This window comes from Microbacterium sp. NPDC058021 (genome assembly GCF_042885955.1).
In the GTDB taxonomy this organism is placed as follows: domain Bacteria; phylum Actinomycetota; class Actinomycetes; order Actinomycetales; family Microbacteriaceae; genus Microbacterium.
This window is the reverse complement of the sequence record NZ_JBHVRF010000001.1, coordinates 553746-576525: the sequence shown is the minus strand read 5'-3', so window position 1 is coordinate 576525 and position 22780 is coordinate 553746. Positions and strand designations below refer to the sequence as shown.

Annotated in this window: 20 protein-coding genes; 3 read left to right on the top strand and 17 right to left on the bottom strand. The window is 71.8% G+C overall.

The genetic code is table 11. The features are described 5' to 3' along the window. Nucleotides 1-19 precede the first annotated feature (19 nt). The 10 genes from ACFVR6_RS02665 to ACFVR6_RS02620 form a co-directional block, all read right to left on the bottom strand. Complete coding sequence (locus ACFVR6_RS02665; protein WP_386958556.1) at nucleotides 20-1156, bottom strand: glycerate kinase; 1137 nt, start codon at nucleotides 1154-1156, stop codon at nucleotides 20-22. Next, nucleotides 1153-2184, bottom strand: coding sequence for a LacI family DNA-binding transcriptional regulator (locus ACFVR6_RS02660; RefSeq protein ID WP_386958554.1), 1032 nt, complete (start codon nucleotides 2182-2184; stop codon nucleotides 1153-1155). The genes ACFVR6_RS02665 and ACFVR6_RS02660 overlap by 4 nt, the downstream gene beginning before the upstream one ends. Continuing rightward, nucleotides 2181-3065 carry a sugar phosphate isomerase/epimerase family protein gene (locus ACFVR6_RS02655; protein ID WP_386958552.1) on the bottom strand — a complete coding sequence of 295 codons (885 nt, stop codon included), beginning with the start codon at nucleotides 3063-3065 and terminating at the stop codon, nucleotides 2181-2183. Before ACFVR6_RS02655 ends, ACFVR6_RS02660 begins: the two co-directional genes overlap by 4 nt. After that, nucleotides 3062-4264 carry a DUF993 family protein gene (locus tag ACFVR6_RS02650; protein WP_386958550.1) on the bottom strand — a complete coding sequence of 401 codons (1203 nt, stop codon included), beginning with the start codon at nucleotides 4262-4264 and terminating at the stop codon, nucleotides 3062-3064. Before ACFVR6_RS02650 ends, ACFVR6_RS02655 begins: the two co-directional genes overlap by 4 nt. Nucleotides 4265-4266: 2 nt before the next feature. Beyond that, nucleotides 4267-5394: a Gfo/Idh/MocA family protein gene (locus ACFVR6_RS02645; protein WP_386958832.1), complete on the bottom strand. Its 1128-nt coding sequence runs from the start codon at nucleotides 5392-5394 to the stop codon at nucleotides 4267-4269. A 177-nt stretch (nucleotides 5395-5571) separates the two neighbouring features. Next, nucleotides 5572-7125, bottom strand: a complete 1554-nt coding sequence (locus tag ACFVR6_RS02640) for an arabinosylfuranosidase ArfA (protein ID WP_386958548.1) — start codon at nucleotides 7123-7125, stop codon at nucleotides 5572-5574. A gap of 18 nt (nucleotides 7126-7143) precedes the next feature. Continuing rightward, nucleotides 7144-7803, bottom strand: a complete 660-nt coding sequence (locus tag ACFVR6_RS02635) for a hypothetical protein (RefSeq protein WP_386958546.1) — start codon at nucleotides 7801-7803, stop codon at nucleotides 7144-7146. 3 nt (nucleotides 7804-7806) lie between these two features. Beyond that, nucleotides 7807-8730: a carbohydrate ABC transporter permease gene (locus ACFVR6_RS02630; protein WP_386958544.1), complete on the bottom strand. Its 924-nt coding sequence runs from the start codon at nucleotides 8728-8730 to the stop codon at nucleotides 7807-7809. Beyond that, nucleotides 8727-9722, bottom strand: a complete 996-nt coding sequence (locus tag ACFVR6_RS02625) for a carbohydrate ABC transporter permease (protein ID WP_386958542.1) — start codon at nucleotides 9720-9722, stop codon at nucleotides 8727-8729. The genes ACFVR6_RS02630 and ACFVR6_RS02625 overlap by 4 nt, the downstream gene beginning before the upstream one ends. Before the next feature lie 74 nt (nucleotides 9723-9796). Continuing rightward, nucleotides 9797-11092, bottom strand: a complete 1296-nt coding sequence (locus ACFVR6_RS02620; RefSeq protein ID WP_386958540.1) for an ABC transporter substrate-binding protein — start codon at nucleotides 11090-11092, stop codon at nucleotides 9797-9799. A gap of 442 nt (nucleotides 11093-11534) precedes the next feature. Between ACFVR6_RS02620 and ACFVR6_RS02615 the strand changes: the two genes are divergently transcribed. Next, a complete protein-coding gene (locus ACFVR6_RS02615; protein WP_386958538.1) occupies nucleotides 11535-12902 on the top strand; it encodes an HNH endonuclease signature motif containing protein in 1368 nt (455 codons plus the stop codon). Between the two features lie 24 nt (nucleotides 12903-12926). Here ACFVR6_RS02615 and ACFVR6_RS02610 read toward each other — a convergent pair whose 3' ends face one another. After that, entirely contained in the window at nucleotides 12927-13862 is a 936-nt protein-coding gene (locus ACFVR6_RS02610) for a family 43 glycosylhydrolase (RefSeq protein ID WP_386958536.1), read from the bottom strand. Then, nucleotides 13859-14953 carry a Gfo/Idh/MocA family protein gene (locus ACFVR6_RS02605; RefSeq protein WP_386958534.1) on the bottom strand — a complete coding sequence of 365 codons (1095 nt, stop codon included), beginning with the start codon at nucleotides 14951-14953 and terminating at the stop codon, nucleotides 13859-13861. The genes ACFVR6_RS02610 and ACFVR6_RS02605 overlap by 4 nt, the downstream gene beginning before the upstream one ends. Before the next feature lie 95 nt (nucleotides 14954-15048). On the opposite strand from ACFVR6_RS02605, the gene ACFVR6_RS02600 reads away from it, so the two are divergent. Continuing rightward, nucleotides 15049-15891, top strand: coding sequence for a DUF1295 domain-containing protein (locus tag ACFVR6_RS02600; RefSeq protein ID WP_386958532.1), 843 nt, complete (start codon nucleotides 15049-15051; stop codon nucleotides 15889-15891). Between the two features lie 3 nt (nucleotides 15892-15894). Here the strand turns inward: ACFVR6_RS02600 and ACFVR6_RS02595 are convergent, their stop codons facing one another. The 5 genes from ACFVR6_RS02595 to ACFVR6_RS02575 all read right to left on the bottom strand — a co-directional run bounded on the left by ACFVR6_RS02595 (nucleotide 15895) and on the right by ACFVR6_RS02575 (nucleotide 21649). Beyond that, entirely contained in the window at nucleotides 15895-16605 is a 711-nt protein-coding gene (locus ACFVR6_RS02595) for a cupin domain-containing protein (protein ID WP_386958530.1), read from the bottom strand. A 2-nt stretch (nucleotides 16606-16607) separates the two neighbouring features. Continuing rightward, nucleotides 16608-17528, bottom strand: a complete 921-nt coding sequence (locus ACFVR6_RS02590) for a DUF6807 domain-containing protein (RefSeq protein WP_386958528.1) — start codon at nucleotides 17526-17528, stop codon at nucleotides 16608-16610. After that, the gene (locus ACFVR6_RS02585) at nucleotides 17525-18712 is read right to left on the bottom strand and encodes a Gfo/Idh/MocA family protein (protein ID WP_386958526.1); all 1188 of its coding nucleotides are present in this window, start codon (nucleotides 18710-18712) and stop codon (nucleotides 17525-17527) included. The genes ACFVR6_RS02590 and ACFVR6_RS02585 overlap by 4 nt, the downstream gene beginning before the upstream one ends. A gap of 47 nt (nucleotides 18713-18759) precedes the next feature. Further along, nucleotides 18760-20535: an ABC transporter ATP-binding protein gene (locus ACFVR6_RS02580; protein ID WP_386958524.1), complete on the bottom strand. Its 1776-nt coding sequence runs from the start codon at nucleotides 20533-20535 to the stop codon at nucleotides 18760-18762. Nucleotides 20536-20596: 61 nt separating this feature from the next. Next, the gene (locus ACFVR6_RS02575) at nucleotides 20597-21649 is read right to left on the bottom strand and encodes a M24 family metallopeptidase (RefSeq protein WP_386958522.1); all 1053 of its coding nucleotides are present in this window, start codon (nucleotides 21647-21649) and stop codon (nucleotides 20597-20599) included. 94 nt (nucleotides 21650-21743) lie between these two features. On the opposite strand from ACFVR6_RS02575, the gene ACFVR6_RS02570 reads away from it, so the two are divergent. Further along, nucleotides 21744-22745, top strand: coding sequence for a LacI family DNA-binding transcriptional regulator (locus tag ACFVR6_RS02570; RefSeq protein ID WP_386958520.1), 1002 nt, complete (start codon nucleotides 21744-21746; stop codon nucleotides 22743-22745). Nucleotides 22746-22780: the final 35 nt, after the last annotated feature.

Here is a 22780-nt window from a genome sequence, read left to right as displayed (position 1 = left end):
GCGGCGCGGCGACCCGAGGTCAGCGCGGGGTGGGGAAGGCGCGGGCCAGGGCGGCGCCAGCGGTGCGGAGGTGGCGGGCGGGGGCTGCGAGGGACGCGGCGGGACTGCCGGCGAGGGCGGTGAGCGAGACGGATGCCGCGAAGCCCGCGGTGTCGGCATCGTCGGCGATCCGGCCTGCCACCAGCGCGACGGGCACCCCCGCCTCGGCGGCGAGGGCCGCGACGAAGGTGGGCACCTTGCCGGCGGCCGACTGACCGTCGAACGAGCCCTCGCCCGTGACGACCAGGTCGGCACCGGCCACGGCGTCCCGCAGCCCGATGAGTGCGGCCACTTCCGGCGCCCCGGGAACGAGCCGCGCGCCCCACGCGACCAGGCCGAACCCGGTGCCGCCCGCAGCGCCGGTGCCGGGGATCGCGGCGGCATCCGACAGCGCGGGGTCCCCGGCGAAGAGTGCGGCCCAGCGGGCGAGGGCGGCGTCGGCGCGGGCGACGCCGTCGGCATCGAGCCCCTTCTGCGGCCCGAACACCGCCGCGGCCCCGGCGGGTCCGCAGAGCGGATTGGTGACGTCGGTGAGCACGACCGCACCGGCGACCGGCGGCAGGCGGAGCCCCGACACGTCCACGGCCGTCGCGCCGGTGAGGCCCCGCAGGCCGGGCACGACCGGAGCCCCGGCGGCATCCGTCACCTCCGCCCCGAGCGCGCGCAGCATCCCGGATCCGCCGTCGGTGGAGGCGCTCGAGCCGATGCCGAGCACGAGCCGCGAGACGCCGTGGTCCAGCGCCGCGGCGATGGCCTGGCCGAACCCGGTGGTGTCGGCATCCCACGGCAGACGCCGCTCCCCCAGCAGCTCGATCCCCGACGTGGATGCCAGCTCCACCACCCCGGTGCCCGCGGGGGCGTCGGGGGTCGGCGGCAGCAGCAGCCACGACGCGTCGATCTCGGTGCCGTCGGGCCCGGTCACCCGCACCGGCACCCGCCGGGCACCCGGCACGGCAGCGGCGAACGCGTCGAGGGTGCCCTCTCCCCCGTCCGCCATGGGGCGCAGGTCGATCGCGGCATCGGAGGCGACGTCGTGCCACCCCTCGGCGAGGGCACGGGATGCCGCGGCGGCGCCGATCGACCCCTTCAGGCTGTCGAGTGCGACGACGACCCTCATGACAACGGCGGGGTGCTGTCGCGCAGCCGCACCTCCAGGGGCAGCTGCTGCGGCGTCCAGTCGGGCTCGGTCGCGGCGCGGAAGGTCTCCAGGCCCACGTCGCTCAGCGGCACGCGCACGGTGGTCAGCGCGGGAGTGACGTCCCGGCTCGTGGCGATGTCGTCGAAGCCCGCGAAGGCGATGTCGGTGCCGGGGTCGCGCCCGGCCGCGCGCACGGCCGACATCGCGCCGATCGCGACGACGTCGCTGACGGCGAAGACGAGGGTGTGCGGCTCCACGCCGTCGGCGAGGGCCGTGGCCATGGCTTCGCCCCCCGATTCGCGGGTGAATGCACCGCGGTAGACGCGGGGCGCCTCGCCCCCGGCGGCGGTGAAGCCCTCGGTGAAGCCGGCGACGCGGTTGTCGCTGGTGAGCACGCCCTCGGCGGCGGCCAGCACGACGGCCCGCCGGTAGCCGCGGTCGGCCAGAGCCGCACCGAGGTCGCGGGCGCCGCCGCGGTTGTCGATGATGACCGAGCGCACGGTGTCGGTTCCGGCCCCGAGGGCCACGACCCGCCCGCCGGCCGCGGTGACGAGGTCGAGCTCGGCCAGGAGTTCGGGGGCGATCTCGGGTGCGGCGCGCGAGGCCGCGAGGATGACCCCGCGCGGCCGCTGACCGCGCAGCGCCCGGACGAGCCGCACCTCGCGGTCGGTGTCGCGCGCGGTGATGGCGATGGTGACGACAAGACCCGCGTCGTCGGCGCCCTGGGCGACCCCTGAGGCGATCTCGCCGAAGTAGGGGTCGGCGATGTCGGCGACGAGCAGAGCGATGATCGCCGACGTGCCGCGCGCCGTGGCCTGTGCGGAGAGGTTGGCGCTGTAGCCCAGGCGATCGGCTGCGGCCTGCACGCGCTCCCGGTACGACTCCGCGACCTTGCGACTCGAGCCGTTGAGCACGCGCGACGCGGTCGCCAGTGACACCCCCGCCTCGCGCGCGACGTCGTGGAGCGTGGCGGAGCCGGACCGCAGGCGTTCGGTGGCGTCGGTCACGATCGTGATTCTAGAGCTGCGCCCAGGTAGGGCGAGACCGCCCCGCCGAACGCGGCTGCGGTGCGCTGCACCGCCACGAGCGGATCGGTGGCCCAGATCTGCTCGTTGAAGATCTCCACTTCGATGTCGCGGTCGTATCCGGTGTCCATCACGGCGGCGGTCAGCGTCGCCAGATCGATCACGCCGTCGCCGGGATAGTGGCGCCCCAGCAGCACGTCCGCGGGCAGCGGCGTCTTCCAGTCGCACACCTGGTAAGTGGCGATGCGCCCCTCGCGCCCGGCTCGGGCGATGGACACCTCCACCTCCGGGTCCCAGAAGATGTGGAACGTGTCGACGGTGACCCCCACGACCGCGGGGTCGAAGTCGGCCGCGATGTCCAGCGCCTGCCCGAGTGTGGAGACGACGCAGCGATCGGTGGCGTACATCGGATGCAGCGGCTCGATGGCCAGCGTCACCCCGGCGGCCGCCGCGTGCGGGGCGAGTTCGCCGATCGCGTCGCGCACGCGCTCGCGCGCTCCGGCCAGGTCGCGGGACCCCTCCGGCAGACCGCCCGCGACGAGGACCAGGATCGCGGTCGAACCCTCGGCCCCCGCCGCGGCGAGGGTGGCGGTCTCGTCGATCGCGACGCGGTTGTCCTCCAGCGACGCGCGACGCGCGGGCCCCTCCGGGAGGGTGAAGAAGCCGCCGCGGCAGTGGGTCGTGAACCGCAGCCCCGAGTCGGCGAGCATGCGCGCCGCCGTGGCGAGGCCCACCTCCTGCACCGGCTCCCGCCACAGCCCGATCGCCGGGACCCCGGCGTCGGCGGTGACCCGCAGTGCGGTGACGAGGTCGGCGTATTTGATGGTGGCCTGGTTGATCGAAAGGCGCGGATCCACGCTCATGCGTCCACTCCGTTCAGGCGCAGCATCCCGTGCCACCGCTCGGCCGCCAGCTCGGGGCGCTCAAGGGCGTGTGCGGCGTTGGCGAGTTCGACGATGCGCGACAGGTGCGGCAGGCTGCGCGCCGCGTGCAGGCCCCCCACCATCTGGAACGCGCCCTGGTGGCCGTTGAGCCACGAGAGGAAGGCCACACCGGTCTTGTAGTAGAACGTCGGCGCGGCGAACACCTGCCGGCTGAGCGCCTCGGTGGGGCCGAGGATCTGCAGGTACCGGTCGGGGTCGCCCGCGTCGAGGGCCTGGATCGCCGCGGATGCCACGGGAGCCAGGGTCGCGAACGCACCCAGCAGCGCGTCGGAGTGCTGCCGGGGGCTCGCGGGGTCCCGCGGGGGCTGGACCGCGTCGGGCACGTCGGCGCCGCCGATGAGTCCCACGTAGTTGAAGTCGTCGCCGGTGAACATGCGCACGCCCTCGGGCAGGCGCTCGCGCACCGCCACCTCCGACGCGGCATCCAGCAGGCTCATCTTCACGCCCGCCACCTTGTCGGGGCTCTCGCCGATGATCTGCAGCAGCACCTCGGATGCCGCACGCCAGTCGGTCGATCCGAAGTAGCCGGCCAGCTGCGGGTCGAACGCGGTGCCGAGCCAGTGCAGCACGACGGGGGTGGTCGCCCCCTGCAGGACCGCGCGGTAGACACGGCGGTAGTCCTCGGCCGACGCGGCCGTGCGGGCGAGGTGGCGGCTGGCCATGATGACGGGGCCGGCACCCTGTTCCTCGGTGAAGTGCAGCTGCTCGAGGTACGCGGCGATGATCTCGTCGAGCGTCAGGTGATCGGCCTCGACGTGGTCGGTGTTGACGCCGACCACGACCTCGCCGCCCTCCTCACGGGCGACCTCCGCCGACCGCGCGATGAGCTCGCGCGTCGCCGCCGCGTCGAGTCCCATGTTGCGCTGCGCGGTGTCCATGGCGTCGGCGACTCCGAGCCCCCACGAGTACACGCTGCGACGGAACGCCAGGGTGGCATCCCAGTCGATCTGCGCCGGCTCGCCCGGGGTGTTGTCGCCCCACGCGACGGGCACCACGTGCGCGGCGGCGTAGGCGGTGCGCGAGCGCAGCGGCACCCGCGGCCGGGTGTACTGCGGCGCCTCGAGCAGCGGCGTCTCTGCGACGGCGCCGTCGGCGGCGAGGAGGGTCAGCGTCGTCACGATCACTCCAGGGTGAGGGTGGGCAGCGTGACCTTGCAGCCGTCGCGGCTGGAGCGCAGGCCCGCCTCGGCCAGCAGCACGCCGCGGGCGCCCGAGAGCAGATCGAACTCGTACTCGGTGCCGGTGGCATAGGAGACGAGGAACTCCTCCCACTGCTGCTTGAACCCGTTCTGGAAGACGTCGTTGGTGGGGACGGCGGCCCAGTCGGCGTCGTAATCGTGGTCGTCGGCCAGGTCGGGGTTCCACACCGGCTTCGGGGTGGCGTTGCGCGACTGGATCTTCGCGCCGAACAGGCCCACGACGGCGGAGCCGTGCGTGCCGTCGACGTGGAACTCCACCAGCTCGTCGCGGTTGACCCGCACCGTCCAGCTGGAGTTGATCTGCGCGACGACGTCGCCCTCGAGCTCGAAGATGCCGTATGCGGCATCCTCCGCCGTGGCGGTGTAGTGCTCGCCGTTCTCGTCCCAGCGGTCGGCGATGTGCACGGCGGCCTGCGCGTAGACGCTCTTGACCTGACCGAACAGGTTCTCCAGCACGTAGTTCCAGTGCGGGAACATGTCGACGATGATGCCGCCGCCGTCTTCGGCGCGGTAGTTCCAGCTGGGCCGCTGCGCGGGCTGCCAGTCTCCCTCGAACACCCAGTAGCCGAACTCGCCGCGGACCGACAGGATGCGGCCGAAGAACCCGGAGTCGATGAGCCGCTTGAGCTTCTGCAGACCCGGCAGGTACAGCTTGTCGTGCACGACACCGGTCTTGACCCCGGCCTCGGCGGCGAGCTTGGCCAGTTCCAGCGCCTCCTCCACCGACTCGGCGGTGGGCTTCTCGGTGTAGATCGTCTTGCCTGCGGCGATCGCCTTGCGAAGCGCCGCGGCGCGGGCCTTGGTGACGAGGAAGTCGGCGTAGATCTCCCACCGCGGGTCGGCGAGGGCGGCATCCAGATCGGTCGTGTAGTCCTCGATGCCGTGGCGCGCGGCGAGCTCGGCGAGCTTGGCCTCGCTGCGTCCGACCAGCAGCGGCTTGACCGTGACCTTCGACCCGTCGGGCAGCTCGATGCCGCCCTGCTCGCGGATCGCGAGGATCGAGCGCACGAGGTGCTGCCGGTAGCCCATGCGCCCGGAGACGCCGTTCATGATGATGCCGATCTCACGCACCTGAGGGGCGGATGCCGCGGCGGGGATGTGCAGGGTGGTCGTCTCTGACACTGTCGTTCCTTCTGCTCGACGCTTGTTGGTAAGCGCTTTCCGGTGAATTCATCCTGACAGCGGAAGACGCTTTCCGCAAGCATCTCCCGTTGTCGCGGTCATGGCTCAGCTCAGTCGCACCGCGGCCCACGCCACCGGCGGAAGTGTGAGCGACAGGGAGCCATCCGCGACGGCGACGGCGTCGATCGCCCGCACGCCGACGCGCTCGGGATCCTCGAGCGAGTTCGCGGCGTAGATGTCGTCGTCGTGCAGCAGGTGCGACTCGCTCACCTGCAGGTCACGCCCGAACGCGGCGACCACGGCTGTGAGGTCCACCGCGAGGTCGATGGCGTCGGTCGTCGATCGGTTCACGATGAAGACGCTCACGCCCTCGTCGTCGATCGTCGCGACCGCGTTGACGGATGCCACCTCGCCGAACCGCTCGCTCGTGAAGGTGCCGGACGTCACCGGCACCCGCACGACGCGCTCTCCTGCGAGGCGGGACGTGATCGAGAACGGGAAGAACGTCGTCTGGCGCCACGCGATGCCACCGGGCTCGGTCATGATCGGCGCGATGACGTTCACCAGCTGCGCGAGTGAGGCCGACTTCACCCGGTCGGCGTGCTGGAGCAGCGTGATCATGAGGTCACCGAAGACGACGGCATCCAGCACGTGGTAGCGGTCTTCGAGCAGACGCGGCGCGACGGGCCAGCCCGCTTCCTCCGGCTTGTCGTTCTGGCCGCCCTCGTCGTTGTGGAGGTACCAGACGTTCCACTCGTCGAAGGAGATCATGATGCGCTTGTCGCTCTTCTTCGTCGCGGCGACGGCATCGCAGATCGACACGACCGAATCGATGAACCGCGCCATGTCGACGCCCGAGGCGAGGAACTCCTGCGCGTTGCCGCCCATCTCCTGGTAGTACGAATGGCAGGAGATGAAGTCGACGTCGTCGAACGCGTGCTCGAGCACCGTGCGCTCCCACGATCCGAACGTCGGCATGCCGCTGCCGGAGGAACCGCAGACCACCAGCTCGATGCCGGGGTCGAGCATGCGCATGGCCTTGGCGGTGCGCGTGGCGATCTTGCCGTAGTCGTCGGCGTTGCGGTGACCCAGCTGCCACGGCCCGTCCATCTCGTTGCCCAGGCACCACATCTTGACGGCGAACGGCTCGTCGCGGCCGTTCTCGGCGCGCCGGCGGGTCCAGTCGGTGTCGGCATCCGCGTTGGCGTACTCCAGCAGGTCGATGGCCTCCTGCGTGCCCCGGGTGCCGAGGTTCACAGCGAGCATGAGATCGCTGCCGACCTTGTCGAGCCAGTCGGCGAACTCGTGCAGCCCCACCTCGTTCGTCTCGGTGCAGTGCCATGCCAGGTCGAGGCGGCGGGGGCGCTCGGCCACCGGACCCACGCCGTCCTCCCAGCGGTAGCCCGAGACGAAGTTGCCGCCCGGGTAGCGGATGGTCGAGACCCCGAGTTCCTTGACGAGCTCGATGACGTCGGTGCGGAAGCCGTCGGCGTCCGCCGTGGGATGCGCCGGCTCGTGGATGCCGTCGTAGATGTGACGGCCGAGGTGCTCGACGAAGCCGCCGAAGAGGCGCCGGTCGAGCGCGGAGATCTCGAGGTGCGGGTCGATGTGCCCAGAGGCAGACGTCACGGAGGATCCTTCCGATGGGACGCGCCGCATCGCGGCGGGGTGGTGCGGTCAGGCGCGGCCGCGGCGCCGTACCGGCACCGCCACGACGGCGAGGGCGGCGCATCCGACCGCGGGGATGAACAGCGGCACGAGAGCCCAGGTGACCACGGCGACGAAGCCCGCGGTGGCGACGAGATAGACAGCGCCGGCGACGTCGGATGCCACCAGCGCCGGCACCGCGCGCACGGCGGCGAGCCATCCGGTCTCGGGGGTCCACGCTCCGGCGGCGGCGAGGAGGGTCAGCGCCACGGCGGCCAGGCCCACCCACCCCACGACCTCGATCACGGGGCCGCCGGGCAGGAAGCCGGAGCGGGCGAGGTCGATGTCCAGCAGCAGCACGAGGGTCGCCACCAGCGCGACGGCGCCCACCGCAGCGCCCGGGAGCAGCCCCCGGCGCACGTCGGCCCAGAAGAACTGCAGCCGGGAATCGTCGGCGGCCGTGTAGCGACGCATATGGCGGATGCCGGCGGCCAGCGCGGCCGGCATCGTCACGACGCCGAGCCCGACGATCGTCACCAGCAGCCCGGTCAGCAGCACCTCGCCGAACAGCGCGAACCGTCCCGTGGCGCCGGGGAAGAGCGCCGGCGGGCGCTCTTCGCGCACCGGCCCTGCGCCGGAGAGCTCTTCGCGACGGGCGGCGCTGGCCTCACGACGGACGGCGGTGGACACGGGTCAGCCCTTCAGGCCCTGCGTGGCCACGCCGTCGACGAGGAACCGCTGGAAGACGATGAAGAAGAGCAGGATCGGCAGCAGCGCGACGAACGAGGCGGTCACCGTGGCGCCGTAGTCGCTCGTGGAGCTCTGGTCGTTGTAGAGCCGCAGCGCGATGGGCAGCGGATAGTTCTCGGGGCTGGTGAGGTACAGCAGGGGCCCGAGGAAGTCGTTCCACGCCCAGATGAAGGAGAAGATCGCGCACGTGATGAGCGCGGGCTTGATCAGCGGCAGGATGATCGACCAGAAGATGCGCAGGTGGCCGGCGCCGTCGATCTTCGCGGCCTCGTCCATGTCGCGCGGCATCTGCCGGATGAACTGCACGAGCAGGAAGACGAAGAACGCCTCCGTCGCCAGGAACTTCGGCAGGATCAGCGGCACGAACGTGTCCACCAGGCCCAGATTGTTGAACAGGATGTACTGCGGGATGATCACGACGTGGAACGGCAGCAGCAGCGTGCCGATCATCGCCGCGAAGAGGATGCCGAGGCCCTTGAACTGCAGGCGCGCGAAGGCGTAGGCGGCCAGGGCGGAGGACAGGACGGTGCCGATCACCGACAGCGCCGCCAGCACGAACGAGTTCCAGAAGAACTGTCCCATCGGCACGCCCGCGATGCCCTCCATCACCTTGGCGTAGTTGTCCAGCGTCGGGCTCTGCGGGATGAGGCCCTGATTCTGGCCGAACTCGGAGTTGGGCTTGAACGTCGACACGAACAGCCAGATGAGCGGGTACAGCACCACCGCGGTGATCACCAGCAGTGCGACGAACCAGACGACGGTCTGCCACGTCTTGCGTGTGATGCGGCGCCGCGGGGCGACCTTCGGGTCGGGGTCGACCTGGTTCTCGATCTGGACGAGCGCGTTCTGGGAGGAGGAAATGGTCATCGGTTGTCTCCCGAGTAGTGCACCCACGACTTCTGGGTGCGGAAGAGGATGAAGGCGATGATCGCGACGACGACCAGCAGCACCCAGGCGATGGCGGCGGCGTAGCCCATGCGGCCGTCGGAGAATCCCGTCTTGTAGAGGTAGACGGTGATGAAGTTCGTCATGCCCGCGGGGCCGCCCGAGCCGTTGGAGATGATGTAGGCCGAGGCGAACACCTGGAAGGCGCCGATGAGGCCCAGCAGCAGGTTGAAGAAGATGACCGGCGACAGCATGGGGATGGTCACGGCGCGGAACCGGCGCCAGGCGTTCGCGCCATCCATCTCGGCCGCCTCGTAGAGCTCCTTGGGGACCTGCTTCAGGCCGGCGAGGAAGATGACCATCGTCGCGCCGAACTGCCACACCGACAGCAGGATCATCATCGGGAGGATCAGGGAGGGCTGCCCGATCCAGCCGCCGAGGTCGATCCCGAAGAACGTCAGACCGTTGTCGACGGGACCGTCGGTGGAGAACATCGCGCGCCAGACGATCGCCACCGACACCGAGCCGCCGATGAGCGAGGGGGCGTAGAAGGCGGAGCGGAAGAACGCGGCGCCCTTGTCGCGGTAGTTGAGCAGGATCGCGACGCCGAGCGCCGCCAGCAGGGTGATCGGCGTGCCGACCAGCACGTAGATCAGCGTGATCTGGGCCGACTGCAGGAAGGTCGGATCGTTCGTGAACAGCCGGATGTAATTGTCCAGGCCGATCCACTTGGGCGGCGCGAAGATGTTGTAGCTCGTGAACGAGAGGTACAGGGAGTACCCCATGGGCAGGAGCGTGAGGCCGAAGAAGCCGACCAGCCACGGCACGAGGAAGGCGTACCCGGCGACGGTCTCCTTGCGGGCCCGCTGGCGCTGGCCGGGGCGGGACAGATGCTCGGGGCGCTGCTTTCGCATCACCCGCCGCTTGGACGGCTGTTCCTTGGTGACGATGACCCTGGTCGCGGTCGTGCTCACGGGTACTCCTGAGGTGTGAGGGGAGCCGGATACGGCGGGGGCCCGGACGCAGTCATCCGGGCCCCCGCGCGCCTTCACTGGTTGAGGACGAGGTCCATCTCGCTGAAGAACTGCGCGACGGCATCCTCGACGGTCATCGTGCCGAAGTTGAGTTCGGTGCCGAGCTGGCGGAACTTCTCCTCGAGCGTGCCGTAGCCGACGATCGGGACCGGCGGGGCGTCGCCGAGGCGATCGGCGATGGATGCCTCGTAGTCGGCGACCTGCTGGCTGAGCGGGTCGAGCTCGGCTGCCTCGAGGGCGGTCTCCGAGGCGGGGATGCCGCGGTTGGTGCCGAAGATCTCCCCCGACTGGGGCGAGTTGATGAGGAAGTTCACCAGCGTCGCGGCGGCTTCGGGGTGCTCGGTCTTGGCCGAGACGGCGTGCAGCATGGAGGGCTTCAGGTACAGGTCCTTCGCACCCTCCTCGGTGACGGGGGGCTCGATGAGGCCGAGCTCGGTGTAGCCCTCGCCGAGGTTGCCGAGGTAGCCGGCACCGAAGTTGTCCCAGGTCAGCTCGCTCGCGGCGAGGCCGGTGTCGAAGGGGCCGAGCGGAGTGAGCTCCTCGACCAGCTGCTGCGGGAACGAGATGCCCTCGCGGATCGGGGCGCCCTCCTCCCAGAACTCGGTGAGGCGCTCCTCGTCGAAGCCGGGCTCGCCGTCTTCGCTGAACAGCTGCGAGCCTTCCGAGCGCAGCTGGAGCTCGAAGTTCTGGATGCGACCGGTGTAGTCGCCGCCGCCCCAGATCTCACCGGCGCCGGCCTCGGTGACTTCGCCCATCCAGTCGGCGTAGTCGCTCCACGACCCGCCGGCGAACTCTTCGACGCCGACCTTCTCGAGCACGACGGGGTTGGTGAACAGGCCCCACGCGTTGGTGGAGGTCGGGATGGCGTAGGTCGTGTCGTTCACGACGCCGATCGCGAGGATGTTCTCGGGGAGCGGCTCGGTCTCGATGATCTCGCCCAAGTACGGGTCGAGGTCCAGCAGCAGGTTGTTCTGCGCATACTGGCGCAGGTACGAGTAGTCGAACTGCATGACGTCGGGCAGGCCGCCGCCGGCCGCCTCGGTCTGGCGCTTCTCCCAGAACTCGGGGAAGCCGAGGAACGAGGCGTTGACCGTGATGTTGGGGTATTCCTCGTTGAAGGCGGCGATGGCCTCGTTGTAGAGCCCGGCGCGCACGTCATTGCCCCAGAACGCGAGGTCGAGCGTGACCTTCTCGTCGGGGTCGTAAGTGGCGGCGGCCTCCTCGGAGGTGCCGCCGGCGCAGCCGGCGAGGGCGAGGGCTGCGCCGGTCGCGAGGGCGACCGCGGCGAGTGCCCGCTTGGTGCTGAACATCTTTGTCCTTCCTGGAACGTCCGTGTTCGTCATGATTCCGCCGGACGCTCGTTGTCCGTGGGTGCGGTGTGGCGCTCTCCGAATGCGGTGCGGTGGGAAAGCGCTTGCCGATACGGTACTACGCCCGGATTTGAATGGCAAGGAGTTCGGAAGACGCTTTCCGAAACCCGTCTTCGCTCGAACCTGGTACCGGTCTCAGGGTCTCCCATCGTACGGGGGCGACAAAGCCGTCAGACCGCCCCTGGCGGTGACGGCGTTGCTGACGCGGGAGGTCGCCGGTCCCGCTCGCGACGCGACAGAACAACTATCGGCGGCCGCGCGGGCAGGGCCGTCGGCCACAGCGCCTCCTCCACCGATGGAGAGTTCGCGGGTTATCCACAACCCCAGGTCACGGGGGTTTTTGACCGCGTTCGATGTCGGAGGGGGTCGGCAGAATCGGGGTATGAACAGTTCTCCGACCCTCCCCTCGATCGACGTGTTGTCGGCCGGTGCGGTGGTGTCCGGGCTGGCGGACACGCGCCGACGGATTGCGCAGTTGCAGGCGAGAGAGATGCGGTTGCTGGCGCGGGCGGAGGCGATCGCGGCGGAGCAGACCGCGCTGGTGCCGTCGAGTGAGGGGCGGGAGCGGGAGATGCCGCGGCGGAGCATGGCGGCGGAAGTGGCAGCGGTGCTGCGGCGGTCGGATCGAGGCATGCAGGACCGGATGCATGACGCGACCGTGCTGGTGGACCGGTTCGCGGCGACCCTGGCGGCGCTGGAGACGGGCCGTATCGATGTCGTGCATGTCCGGGTGATTCAGGATGCCGGTGCCCGCATCACCGACCCCGCTGCGCGGGCGAGGTTCGAGCAGGCCGCGCTGGTGGTGTGCGAGCGGGAGACGCCGGGGCGGGCGAAGCCGAGCGTGCTGATCCTCGCGCAGCGACTCGACCCGGTGCCGCTGGCCGAGCGGCACGAGCAGGCGGCCGGGCAGCGGCGGGTGTGGGTGCGGGACCTCGAGGACGGGGTGGCAGAACTCGCCGCCGTGCTCCCCGCGGCCCTGGCGTACGCGATCAAGGACCGACTCACCCAGCACGCCCGGGAGATCATCGCCGCAGCACGGGACGCACGGGACGCACAGGGCGCGCAGGACGCACAGGGCGCGCAGGGCGCAGGTGGCGCGCCTGATGGCGCCGCGGACGCGCTGGCGACCGACCGGCGCACGACCGATCAGATCCGCGCGGACGTGCTGGCCGACCTGCTCCTCACCGGGCACGCGAGCGCGCCGGTCTCGTCCGGGAGCATCCCCGAGGGCTCCGCGATCACGGCACACGTGCAGATCGTCATCCCCGCCGCCACCCTCGCCGGCGCCAGCACCGCACCTGCCGAACTCGTGGGGTACGGCCCCATCGACCCCGACACCGCCCGGCGCCTCGCCGCGACCGCGAACATATGGCAACGGGTCTTCACCTCCCCGACGACGGGCGCGGTGCAGCAGGTCGACACCTACCGGCCCACACTGCAGATGCGACGCCTCCTCGACGCGAGGGACGAGCATTGCCGGTTCCCCGGCTGTCGAAGAGCCGCGCGGCACAGCGACCACGACCACACCATCGACGCCGCCCGCGGCGGCCCGACCCGCATCGACAATCTCGCGAACCTGTGCCCCGGGCGACATCACCCCGTCAAACACGGCACCGCGTGGAGCGTGGCGCAGAAAGCCGACGGCATCCTGGAATGGACCAGCCCCACCGGCCGCGTCTACCTCGATATTCCGCGGCGGGTACTGGAGTTCGCGGCGCTGGCCGCGATCGAGCAACCCGCACCGTTCTGACTTCAGCCGTGTCCCGGCGTCGGGTTATCCGCCCGACGCGACCAGCACGCCGGATTCCACACGCAGACGGGCCCGGTAGACGGCGCAGCGGCGGTCGTCGATGGTCTCGCGTTCCGGATCGACGATGGCAGCCCGCGCCGGGTGCCCGAAGTAGTAGAACCAGACGTCGTCCCCGTCGCGCACGGCCGCGCCGTGGTGACCGAACCCCGGGCCCGGCGCCGCGCCGGCGCCGAGGATGACGGCATCCGCCTCGCCCTGCCGTTGCCACGCGACGGCGTCTCGGGACCGGTACACGCCCATACCCCGCCACTCGTCGACGATCAGCCACCACCAGCCGCCGAGTTCGAAAGCGGACGGCCCTTCGTGCGGGCGGCCGCCGATCGCGGTGCCCTCGTCGCGCCAGTGGGCGAGGTCGTCGGACGCGGCGACCTTCGTGACACTGTCGGCGGCTTCGTCCTTGTACCAGAGCCGCCACCGGCCGTCGGGGGTGCGGGCGACGGCGGCGTCGATCACCCGGTCGCTGGCCAGCGGCAGCGGTCCGCGCCGGTGCCACCGCAGCAGGTCGTCGGAGACGTACTCCACGATGGACCGGGCGAACCCGGGCCACCGGTCGGGGACCCCGTCGATCTCGGTGAGGTACATGCGCCAGCGCGCGCCGTCGTGGATGACCTCGGGCGCCCAGTGGGTGACCGCGACCTCCGCGGGCGGCGCCCCCGGCCTCAACGAGAGGCCTGCGGCATCCGGCTCGAGCGTGCCGGCATACTCCCAGGCGACACCGTCGCGCGAGCGGGCCGCCCCGATGCGGCTGCCGTGCACCCACGCGACGCCGGGCCCGGGGTCGGGGTGGGTCGCCCGGCGCTGCGTATAGAACATCCACCAGGTGCCGTCACCGGCGATGACCACGGTGGGGTCGGTCGCCCCGTCGTACACCGGGTCGCGGTACAGCTCGGCAGCACTCACGCGTGCTCTGGGCGCAGGTCGGTCACAGGGCTCGCGAACCCCTGCCGGTGGGTGGGGTGCGTGGCGAGGACCTCGGGGGTGATCACGGCGCCGTCGCCGGCGGCGGAGGCGTAGATCGCCGCCACCAGCTCGAGGGAGCGCGCCGGCGCATCGGCGGTGGGCGGGAGTGGGGTGCCCGCGCGGAGGGCGTCGAACACGTCGCGCAGCAGCGGCGCGTGGTCGCTGCGCTCCTCCGCCTCGGGAAGCTGCCAGGCTTCGGCATCCTCCTCGAATCCGGGAGCGGGGGTGATGCGCCAGTTCTCGTGACCGTGGCCGTACACGTGGTCGACGGTGACGGTGGCCTTCTGGGTGTCGATGCGGATCGAGCTGACCTCGCGCGGCGAGACCGCGCTGGTGACGATCTGCGCCACCACTCCCCCGGCGAAGGTCACCGTCGCGGTCGAGGCGTCCTCGGTCTGCGTCTCGCGGTCGAGCCGCCACAGGCGCGCCTGCACGCTCGTCCAGTCGCCGAGCAGGAACGCGAGCAGGTCGAGCTGGTGGATGCCGTGACCGAGCGTCGTGCCGCCGCCCTCGGTCTCCCACGCCCCGCGCCACGGCACGGCGAAGTACGCGGGGTCGCGGTACCAGAGCGTCTGGCACACCGCGATGAGCGGATGCCCGAGCGCACCCGAGCGCAGCAGGCCGCGCGCGTGCGCGGCGGCGGTGCCGGTGCGCTGCTGGAACACCACGGCCAACTGCCGGCCCGCGGCCTCGGCGGCGTCCCGCATACGGTCGAGTTCGTCCAGCGACGGTGCCGGCGGCTTCTCCACCACGACGTGCGCGCCGGCGGCGAACGCGGCGACGGCCTGGTCGGCGTGCGCTCCCGGCGGCGTGCACACGAGCACCACGTCGGGCTGCTCGGCGGCGAGCATCTCCTCGAGCGTGTCGTACACGGCGGGGTCCGCCCAGTGCGCTGCGAACGCCTCGGCGGCGTCTCGGCTGAGGTCGCTCACGGCGACCAACTGGGCATCGGGATACGCCGCGACGGCGCGGGCGTGGAAGTGCGCGACGGCACCCGTGCCGACGATCGCGCAGCGAAGCGGAGTGGCCAAGGGGGACCTTCGGTCGGAGGAAGCCGGACGGCAGGACGTGGCATCCACCCTAGGACCCCTGGCCGGAAAGCGCTATCCGGGCCTAGCCTCGCCCCATGGATCCGCTGCCGATCGTTCTCATCGTCGCCGCCGTCACCTGCGCGGCGTGCTGGGTGCTCTCCCTCATCACCAAGGACACCTCCTGGGTGGACCGCATCTGGTCGATCGTCCCGGTGGTGTACGTCTGGGTGTTCGCCGTGGCCGCCCTGACCGACGGTGAGGACGCGGCCCGACTCATCGTCATGGCCGTGCTCGTGACGGCGTGGGGCGCGCGGCTGACGTTCAACTTCGCGCGCAAGGGCGGGTACAGCGGCATGGAGGACTACCGCTGGGCGATCCTGCGCACGCGCATGTCACCGGCGATGTTCCAGGTGTTCAACCTGCTGTTCATCGTGCTGTACCAGAACGCGCTGCTCGTGCTCATCACGTTGCCGGCGTTCCAGGCCTGGCTGCACCCGTCCCCGCTCACCGTATGGGACTTCGTCTTCGCGGCGCTCTTCCTGTGCTTCCTGGCCGGGGAGACGGTGGCCGACCAGGAGCAGTGGAACTTCCACCAGGCCAAGAAGCGGGCCGGCGGCACCCTCGAACCGGGCTTCGTCACGACGGGGCTCTTCCGCGTGAGCCGGCACCCGAACTTCTTCTTCGAGCAGGCCCAGTGGTGGGTCTTCTATGCGATCGGCGCGACCGCCGCAGTCAGTGCGGGGCTGGGGCTCTGGGGCGGAGCGATCAATTGGACCATCGCCGGCGCCGCCCTGCTCACGGTGCTGTTCATCGGCTCGACGATCTTCACCGAGTCGATCAGCGCGTCGAAGTACCCCGCCTACGCCGACTACCAGCGGCGCACGTCGATGCTCGTGCCGTGGCCGCCGCGGCGCACCCCGGCCCCGGCGCGGGCCTGACCGTCAGGCCGAGGGCCAGCGCCAGGTGTGCAGGCGTCCGCACATCCCGAAGCCGGGTTCCCCGCCCGCGGGCTCGCCTCGGACGACGGATGCCGTCGCCAGCGCGCCCGGGTCGCCCGCCGCGAGCGCCGCGAGCTGACGGCGTGTGCGGTCGGTCTCCGCGCCCACCGTCTGCTCCCACTGCTGCCGCCAGTGCTCTGCCCGGTCCCGCACCAGCCGCGCGGCACGCGCGTGGAGCGCGGCGAGCGCGGCCGGACCGTCGCGCTGCACCGTGCGACACAATTCGAGGTACCCCGCCATCGCCAGGTCGCGCCGCGCGCGAGCGGCAGCCGCCCGCCCGTCACCCGCCGGCAGGGCGGCGGCCGCCGCGTACGCCTCGGCATCGTCCAGCACCTCGGCGGGGAAGGTCAGCACCGCGTCGCCGGCCTCGGGCAGCCCCGCGTTGGCCATCACCACGACCAGGCGCAGATCGCCGTCGTTGACGAGCCGGTGCACGGTGCCTGGTGAGAACCAGACGACGTCGCCGACGGCGAGCGGGTGCTCGGCCACACCCTCCGCCGACACCGTGTGCACGGCCCCGGAGCCGCCGACGACGACATACCCCTCGCTCGAGGCGGTGTGCAGGTGCGGCGACCCACCGCACCTGCCGTCGACGGCTCCCCAGTCGTAGACGTCCAGACCGCTCACGGCGACCCCGCCGGGAAACAGCGGCATCGTCACAGCAGCGCTCGCACGCGATCGGCGAGGGCCGCCGCCGTGGCGGTGTCGTCGATCGCGATGGATGCCACGTCGGCGATCGCGACGCCGTAGCGGAAGGTCACCGTCTCCCCCGGCGCGACGACCAGCTCCTCGCTGAAGAAGGGAGCGGGGTTGAGGCACGCGAACTCGTCGGAGCGGGCGAACCACTGCGGCGGGTGGTGCGGGTTGGCCGCGGCATCCACCATGACGATGAGCGAAGCGGCGTCGACTTCATCGTGGCGTCCCGCGAAACCCATCCACTCGTGCCGCTGACCGCGCACGTCGTCACCCGAGCCGGTGCCCGCGGCGGTCACGAGCGTGCCGCCGGTGAACGAACGTGGCCCGCGCCAGAACAGGCCCCCGTAGCCGGCGTTGTCACGGCCCTTCGTCGTGGGCGAGCCGAGGGGGATGGCCTCGCCGGTGACATTGGTCATCGCGGTGTCGAAGGTCAGCGCCCATGCGGTGTCCTCGACGGTGCGGGCGGTGATCGTCCGCCGCTCGGTGAACAGGCGGACACCGCCCTGGGTGATCCACTCGAGGTCGTGCGCGAATCGCGCAACACCGTCGGCGTCGACCTCCGCCGCGTCGATCCCGCGGTGGGCCTGCGTGCCGTCGTTGGGCAGCTGCACGTACGACCGGCCGTGCACGTACGTCGGGCCGCCCCAGAAGTTCTCCTCGCCCACCACCGGCAGCGACCACGCGATGCCCTTGTGCCAGACGTGGTCGTGCGGACGGTACAGGCTCACGGTGCGGCCGCTGCGGGTGCGCAGCGGATGCAGGTATGGCTTGGGCGACTCCAGCTGCGGCGAATCGGGCACGTACGTGTAGCGCAGCAGCTCGACCTCGCCATCACGCACGGTGAACGCAGTGCCGTCGTCGTGTGTGATCGCGAGGGTCATCGCGCGTCCTCCCGTGCGGGTTCGTATGGCGGCCACGGCACGGCGCCGCCGTGCATCGCGTGACGGAACGGATCGTCACCGGTGATCTCGCCGGCCCGGATCGGCACGCCCCGGAAGGCCGACGCATAGGTCGCCGCCGCGAACTCCAGGGTACGGCGGGCGTCCTCCGCCGCCACGGCGGGGGTCTCCCCGGCGGAGAGCGCGTCGACGATGGCGGCGAGCTGACCGCGGTGCCCACTGACATCGGTGCCGCCGTCGGTCGTCCACTGGGCCGCCAGGTGCTCGTGGCCGGGCGCGGGGGTGAACGTCCAGTCGGCGTCGGTGTAGCCGTAGAGGTGCTCCACCTCGACCGTGGCGTACTCGAAGTCGAACCGCAGGCGGGAGGTCTCCCGCGGCGACACGATCGAGTTCACGACCGTCGCCAGCGCCCCGTTGTCGAACTCGACGAGCGCCATCGAGACGTCCTCGGTGTCGGTGGGCAGGCTCTGGCGCGCGGCGAACGCGGTCAGGCGCGCCCAGGGACCGAGCACCGCCAGCAGCAGATCGAACTGGTGGATGCCGTGCCCCATCGTGGGTCCGCCGCCCTCGATGTCCCAGCGCCCCCGCCAGGGCAGGTCGAAGTAGTCGGGCGTGCGATGCCACAGCGTCTCGCACGTCGCCACGAGCGGCCGGCCGAGCACCCCGGCCGCGACGAGCGCCTGCAACCGCTGCGCCGCACCGCCGAATCGGTGCTGGAAGACGGTGAGCGCGGGCACCCCGGTTTCGCGGGAGACCGCGACGAGTTCGTCCATCTCGGCCAGGTTCAACGCGGTGGGCTTCTCGACCAGCGCCGCCACCCCCGCCCGCAGCGCCGCGATCGCGAGGGGCACATGCGTCTGGGGCGGTGTGCAGATGTGCACGAGGTCGAGACGCTCGGCGTCGAGGAGCGCCGCCACGTCGGCGTGCACCACGGCCGCGCCGAAGCGCTGCGCGAAGGCCGCGGCCCGGTCGACGTCCACGTCGACCACGGCAACCAGCGCGATACGCGGTGCGAGATCGGCCAGCGCCTGCGCGTGCGCGTGGGCGATGGCGCCGGTGCCGATGATGGCGGCCCGAAGCGGCCGGCTCCCTCCGGGGGCGGTGGGGGCGGTGGGGGTGGCGGGGGCGGTGGGGGTGGCGGGGGCGGTGGGGGTGGCGTCGGTCATCTCGCTCCGTTGCGGTCGGCGGTCGGTGGGAGTCGGCGGCGGGCTGCTCAGCCCGGGCCCGCCTGGGTGAGGTGCAGTCGTGCGTAGCGGCCCCCGGCGGCGACCAGCTCGTCGTGGCTGCCCTGCTCGACGATGCGCCCGTGTTCGAGCACGACGATGCGGTCGGCCTGGCGCACGGTCGAGAGCCGATGGGCGACGACGAGCGTCGTGCGCCCGCGCATGAGCCGGCCGAGGGCCTCTTTCACCAGTTCCTCCGACTCGGGGTCCAGCGCGCTGGTGGCTTCGTCCAGCAGCAGGATGCGGGGGTCCCGCACGAGCGCCCGGGCGATCGCGAGCCGCTGCCGTTGCCCGCCCGACAGGCGCGCACCGCGCTCGCCGACGACGGTGTTCCAGCCGGCCGGCTGGGCGGTGACGAACTCCCACGCGTTGGCGTCGCGCAGCGCCTGCTCGATGCGCTCGTCGGTGGCATCCGGCAGGCCGTACGCGACGTTCTCGCGGATCGTCCCCTCGAACAGCACGGATTCCTGCGGCACGACCGACACCGCACGGCGCACCGTGCGCAGGTCGAGCTGCTGCATGTCGTCGCCGTCGAGCAGGATCCGCCCGCTCGTGGGCCGGAGGAAGCCGAGCACGAGGTTCAGCAGCGTGGACTTGCCCGACCCCGACGAGCCGACGAACGCGACCGTGCGCCCGGCCGGAATGTGCAGGTCGATCTCGTGCAGGGCGTCGTCGTCGGCACCGGGATAACGGTGCGATGCGTGCTCCAGCGCGATGTCGCCGGCCACCCGCGACACGGCGCGCTTGCCCTCGTTCAGCTCGAGGTCGGGCTCCTGCAGCACCTCGGCGATCGAGCGCACCGACTCCAGGCCCCGCGCCCCGACCGGGATGAGCATGAGCAGCTGGGTGAGCCCCTGGGTGAGCAGGGTGAAGTAGGTCGACAGCAGCACGACCTCGCCCGGGGAGATGGGGAGGATGCCGGTGAGGGAGAAGACGGCGGCGAGGACGAGACAGCCCACCCCGAGCAGCTGCATCGCGACCCACGAGATCGAGGCGACGTGCCCGTTGAGCATGTCGAGGTGCAGGCCGGCGCGGCGCACGCCCTCGGCGCCATGCGTCACGCGTGTGACGGCGGTCTGCTCCAGGCCGTGCGCACGGGTCACGGGGATGAGCGAGGCCATCTCGCCGACGCGCGCCGACAGCGTCTCGACCTCGCGACGGAAGACCTCGTTGCGCTCCTGCGAGCGCTTGCGCATGCCGTAGCGGATGCCGATGGCGATCGGCACCGCGAGCGCATAGACCGGGAGGAACTGCGGCACCGCGACGGCGGTCATCGAGATCGCGCCGATCATGACCATGGTCGCGGACAGCAGCGGATGGGTGACCTGCTGCAGCATGAGCTCGACGTTCTCGACGTCGCGCACGACCTTGGTCTGCACGATCGACGAGCTCACCCGCGAGTGGTAGCCGATCGACAGACTCTGCAGCCGCGCGGCGAGGGCGTTGCGCAGGTCGGCGCCGGTGTCGCGCACCACCGTCATGAAGCTGCGGGTGTACAGGATGTGATTCGGGTAGTTCTGCACCAGCAGCACCGCGGCCAGCGCGAACCACCAGAGCACGGCGCTCACCTCGCCCCCGGTCGCGACGATGTCGATGATCGCCGCGGTGATCACCGGGAGGAACCACAGCGGCACCTCCTTCATCGCGAAGGCCGCGATCGCCAGCGTCATACGGCCGGGACGGCGGGCGAGCAGGCGCAGCACCGACCGCGCCGGGTGCGCTCCGTCGATCAGCTCCGGCGAGTGGGAAAGCGGTTTCCGTTCCACAGTGCCATGCTAGCCACGCGACCGGCGCACCGCATCTGCTGCGGCGGATCCCGTGACCGCGTCAGCCGAACGGCAGCGATGCGGGGCGGCGGAGCCCGGCATGCATCACGGCCGGCCACCGGGCGTCGACGGTGAGAACCTCCACGCCGGTCGCAGTGATGAGCACCGTGTCCTCGACCTTCGCCCCGGGCGCGCTGGGGTTCCACGCGAACGCCTGGTGCTCCACGATCGCGTCGAGGGTCGCCGCGGTCGCCCGCGGGTCGCGGCCGGCGTAGCCGGTGGGCCCGCCCTGGTGGTGGCGACGCCGCTCGTCGGCGTCGAAGCCGCTCGCGCCGTAGGCGGCGCATCCCACCGCGAACGCCGTCGCCAGCGACTGCGCCGGCCGCGTGGCGGCGAGGAACGCCGCCTCGACCGCGAGGATGCGCTCATCGGAAGGTCCCGCCGCGCCCACCCACCGCGTCGCGTTGGCGATGAGTCCGTGGCGGCGACCGCAGACCACGAGCATCGCCCGGTCGCCGAGGGGCGCATCGGTGGGGAGCGGATGCCGGTGTGCGAGACGCGACCGGCCGGCGACGAGGATCACGAGCGGGTCGATGCCGCGCGCCACGAGCGCCGCGGCGAGCGTCGCCGCTGCGTGCCGCTCGGTGTCGGCGGGGTCCAGGCTCGAGGCGGCATCGGTCATCGCCTCGGCCGTCGCCCGCCCGAGCGCCCGGTACCGGTCGCGCTCCCCCGGCAGCAGGCTCGCCCGCGCGGCGCGCAGCGCGGACGCGACGGCGCTCTCCCCGAGAGCCGGAGCGGCCGTCGACCGCGCGGCGGCGGCCTCGGCCGGCGGGGTCTGCCAGGGAACGCGCACGAGACGGGTGGCGTCATCCGGCAGCAGCTCCTCCGCGACGAGCCGGTCGGCCTCGTTGTCGGCGACGAACAGGGTGTCGCCGTCGTCGTCGATGCGCACCGCCAGCACGGGCGGCCCCGCGAGCGACACGTGGGTGCGCACCCCGTCGAGGTACCACGACACCGCCTCGTGCGAGGTGAGCACGAGCGCCGCGCCACCGGCATCCACCCGCACGCGCGCGACGCGCTGCTGCTTGACTCGGCGATCGGGGGCAGACGGCATGGGCACCTCACGGGTCACGCGGCCGAAGACCGCTGGAAAACGATTTCTCGCCATAGTATGGCTCCGGGGCCGCGGCCCGGAAGGGATGCCGCACATGGCGAGAACACCTGGCAGGACGACCATCACCGACGTCGCCCGGCAGGCGGGGGTATCCCTGTCGACGGTGTCACGCGTCATGAACGACAACGCCACCGTCGACGCCGAGCTCGCCGAGCGCGTGCGCGCGGCGGCGCTGGCCCTCGGCTACACCGCGAGCCCACTGGCCCGCAGCCTCGTGCTCGGTCGCACGCAGACCATCGCGGTCGTCGTACCCGATCTTGAGAACCCCACGTTCGTGGGGATCCTGCGCGGACTCAGCCGCGCCGCCGCCGACGACGGCTACCACGTGCTCATCGCCGACTCCGCCGAGCAGGTCGACGAGGAGGCGGTGCTGGCCACCCAGACACGCCGGCGCACCGACGGCGTCGTGCTGTGCGCGCCGCGGATGAGCGACGCCGAGCTGGCCGCACTGCTTCCCACCCTCACCCCCGCGGTCGTGGTGAACCGGCCGCCGCAGCACGGCACGCCCGTCGTCGCGGCGGACTACCGCACGGCGTTCGGCGGGCTGATCGACCATCTGCACGGCCTCGGGCACCGCCGGCTCGCCTACCTCGCGGGCCCGCCCCGCAGCGCGGCCGACGCCGAGCGGCGCGCCGCCGTCGCCGATGCCCTCGAGCGGCACCCTGGCCTCGAGATCGCGATCGTGCCGGGCGGCGCCGACTTCGACAGCGGCGCCGCCGCACGCGAGGCGGTGACGGCGACGGGGGCCACCGGCGTACTGGCCTTCAACGACCTCGTCGCGATGGGACTGCTGTCCACCCTCGCCGAGGCCGACATCCGCGTGCCGGCCGACCTGTCGGTGACGGGCTGCGACGACATCCCGTTCGCGCGGTACACGACCCCGCCGCTCACGACCGCGGCGGTGCCGACGGCCGATCTCGGCGCGCGGGCGTGGGCGGCGATGCGCGCTCAGCTCGAGGGCGGCGAAGCGGATGCCGCAGTGTCGCTCGAACCCCGGCTCGTCGCCCGCGCCAGCACCGGTCCCGCCGCCCGCTGAGGCGGCATCCTGTCGCCCGTCCGGTGCGCGTGCTA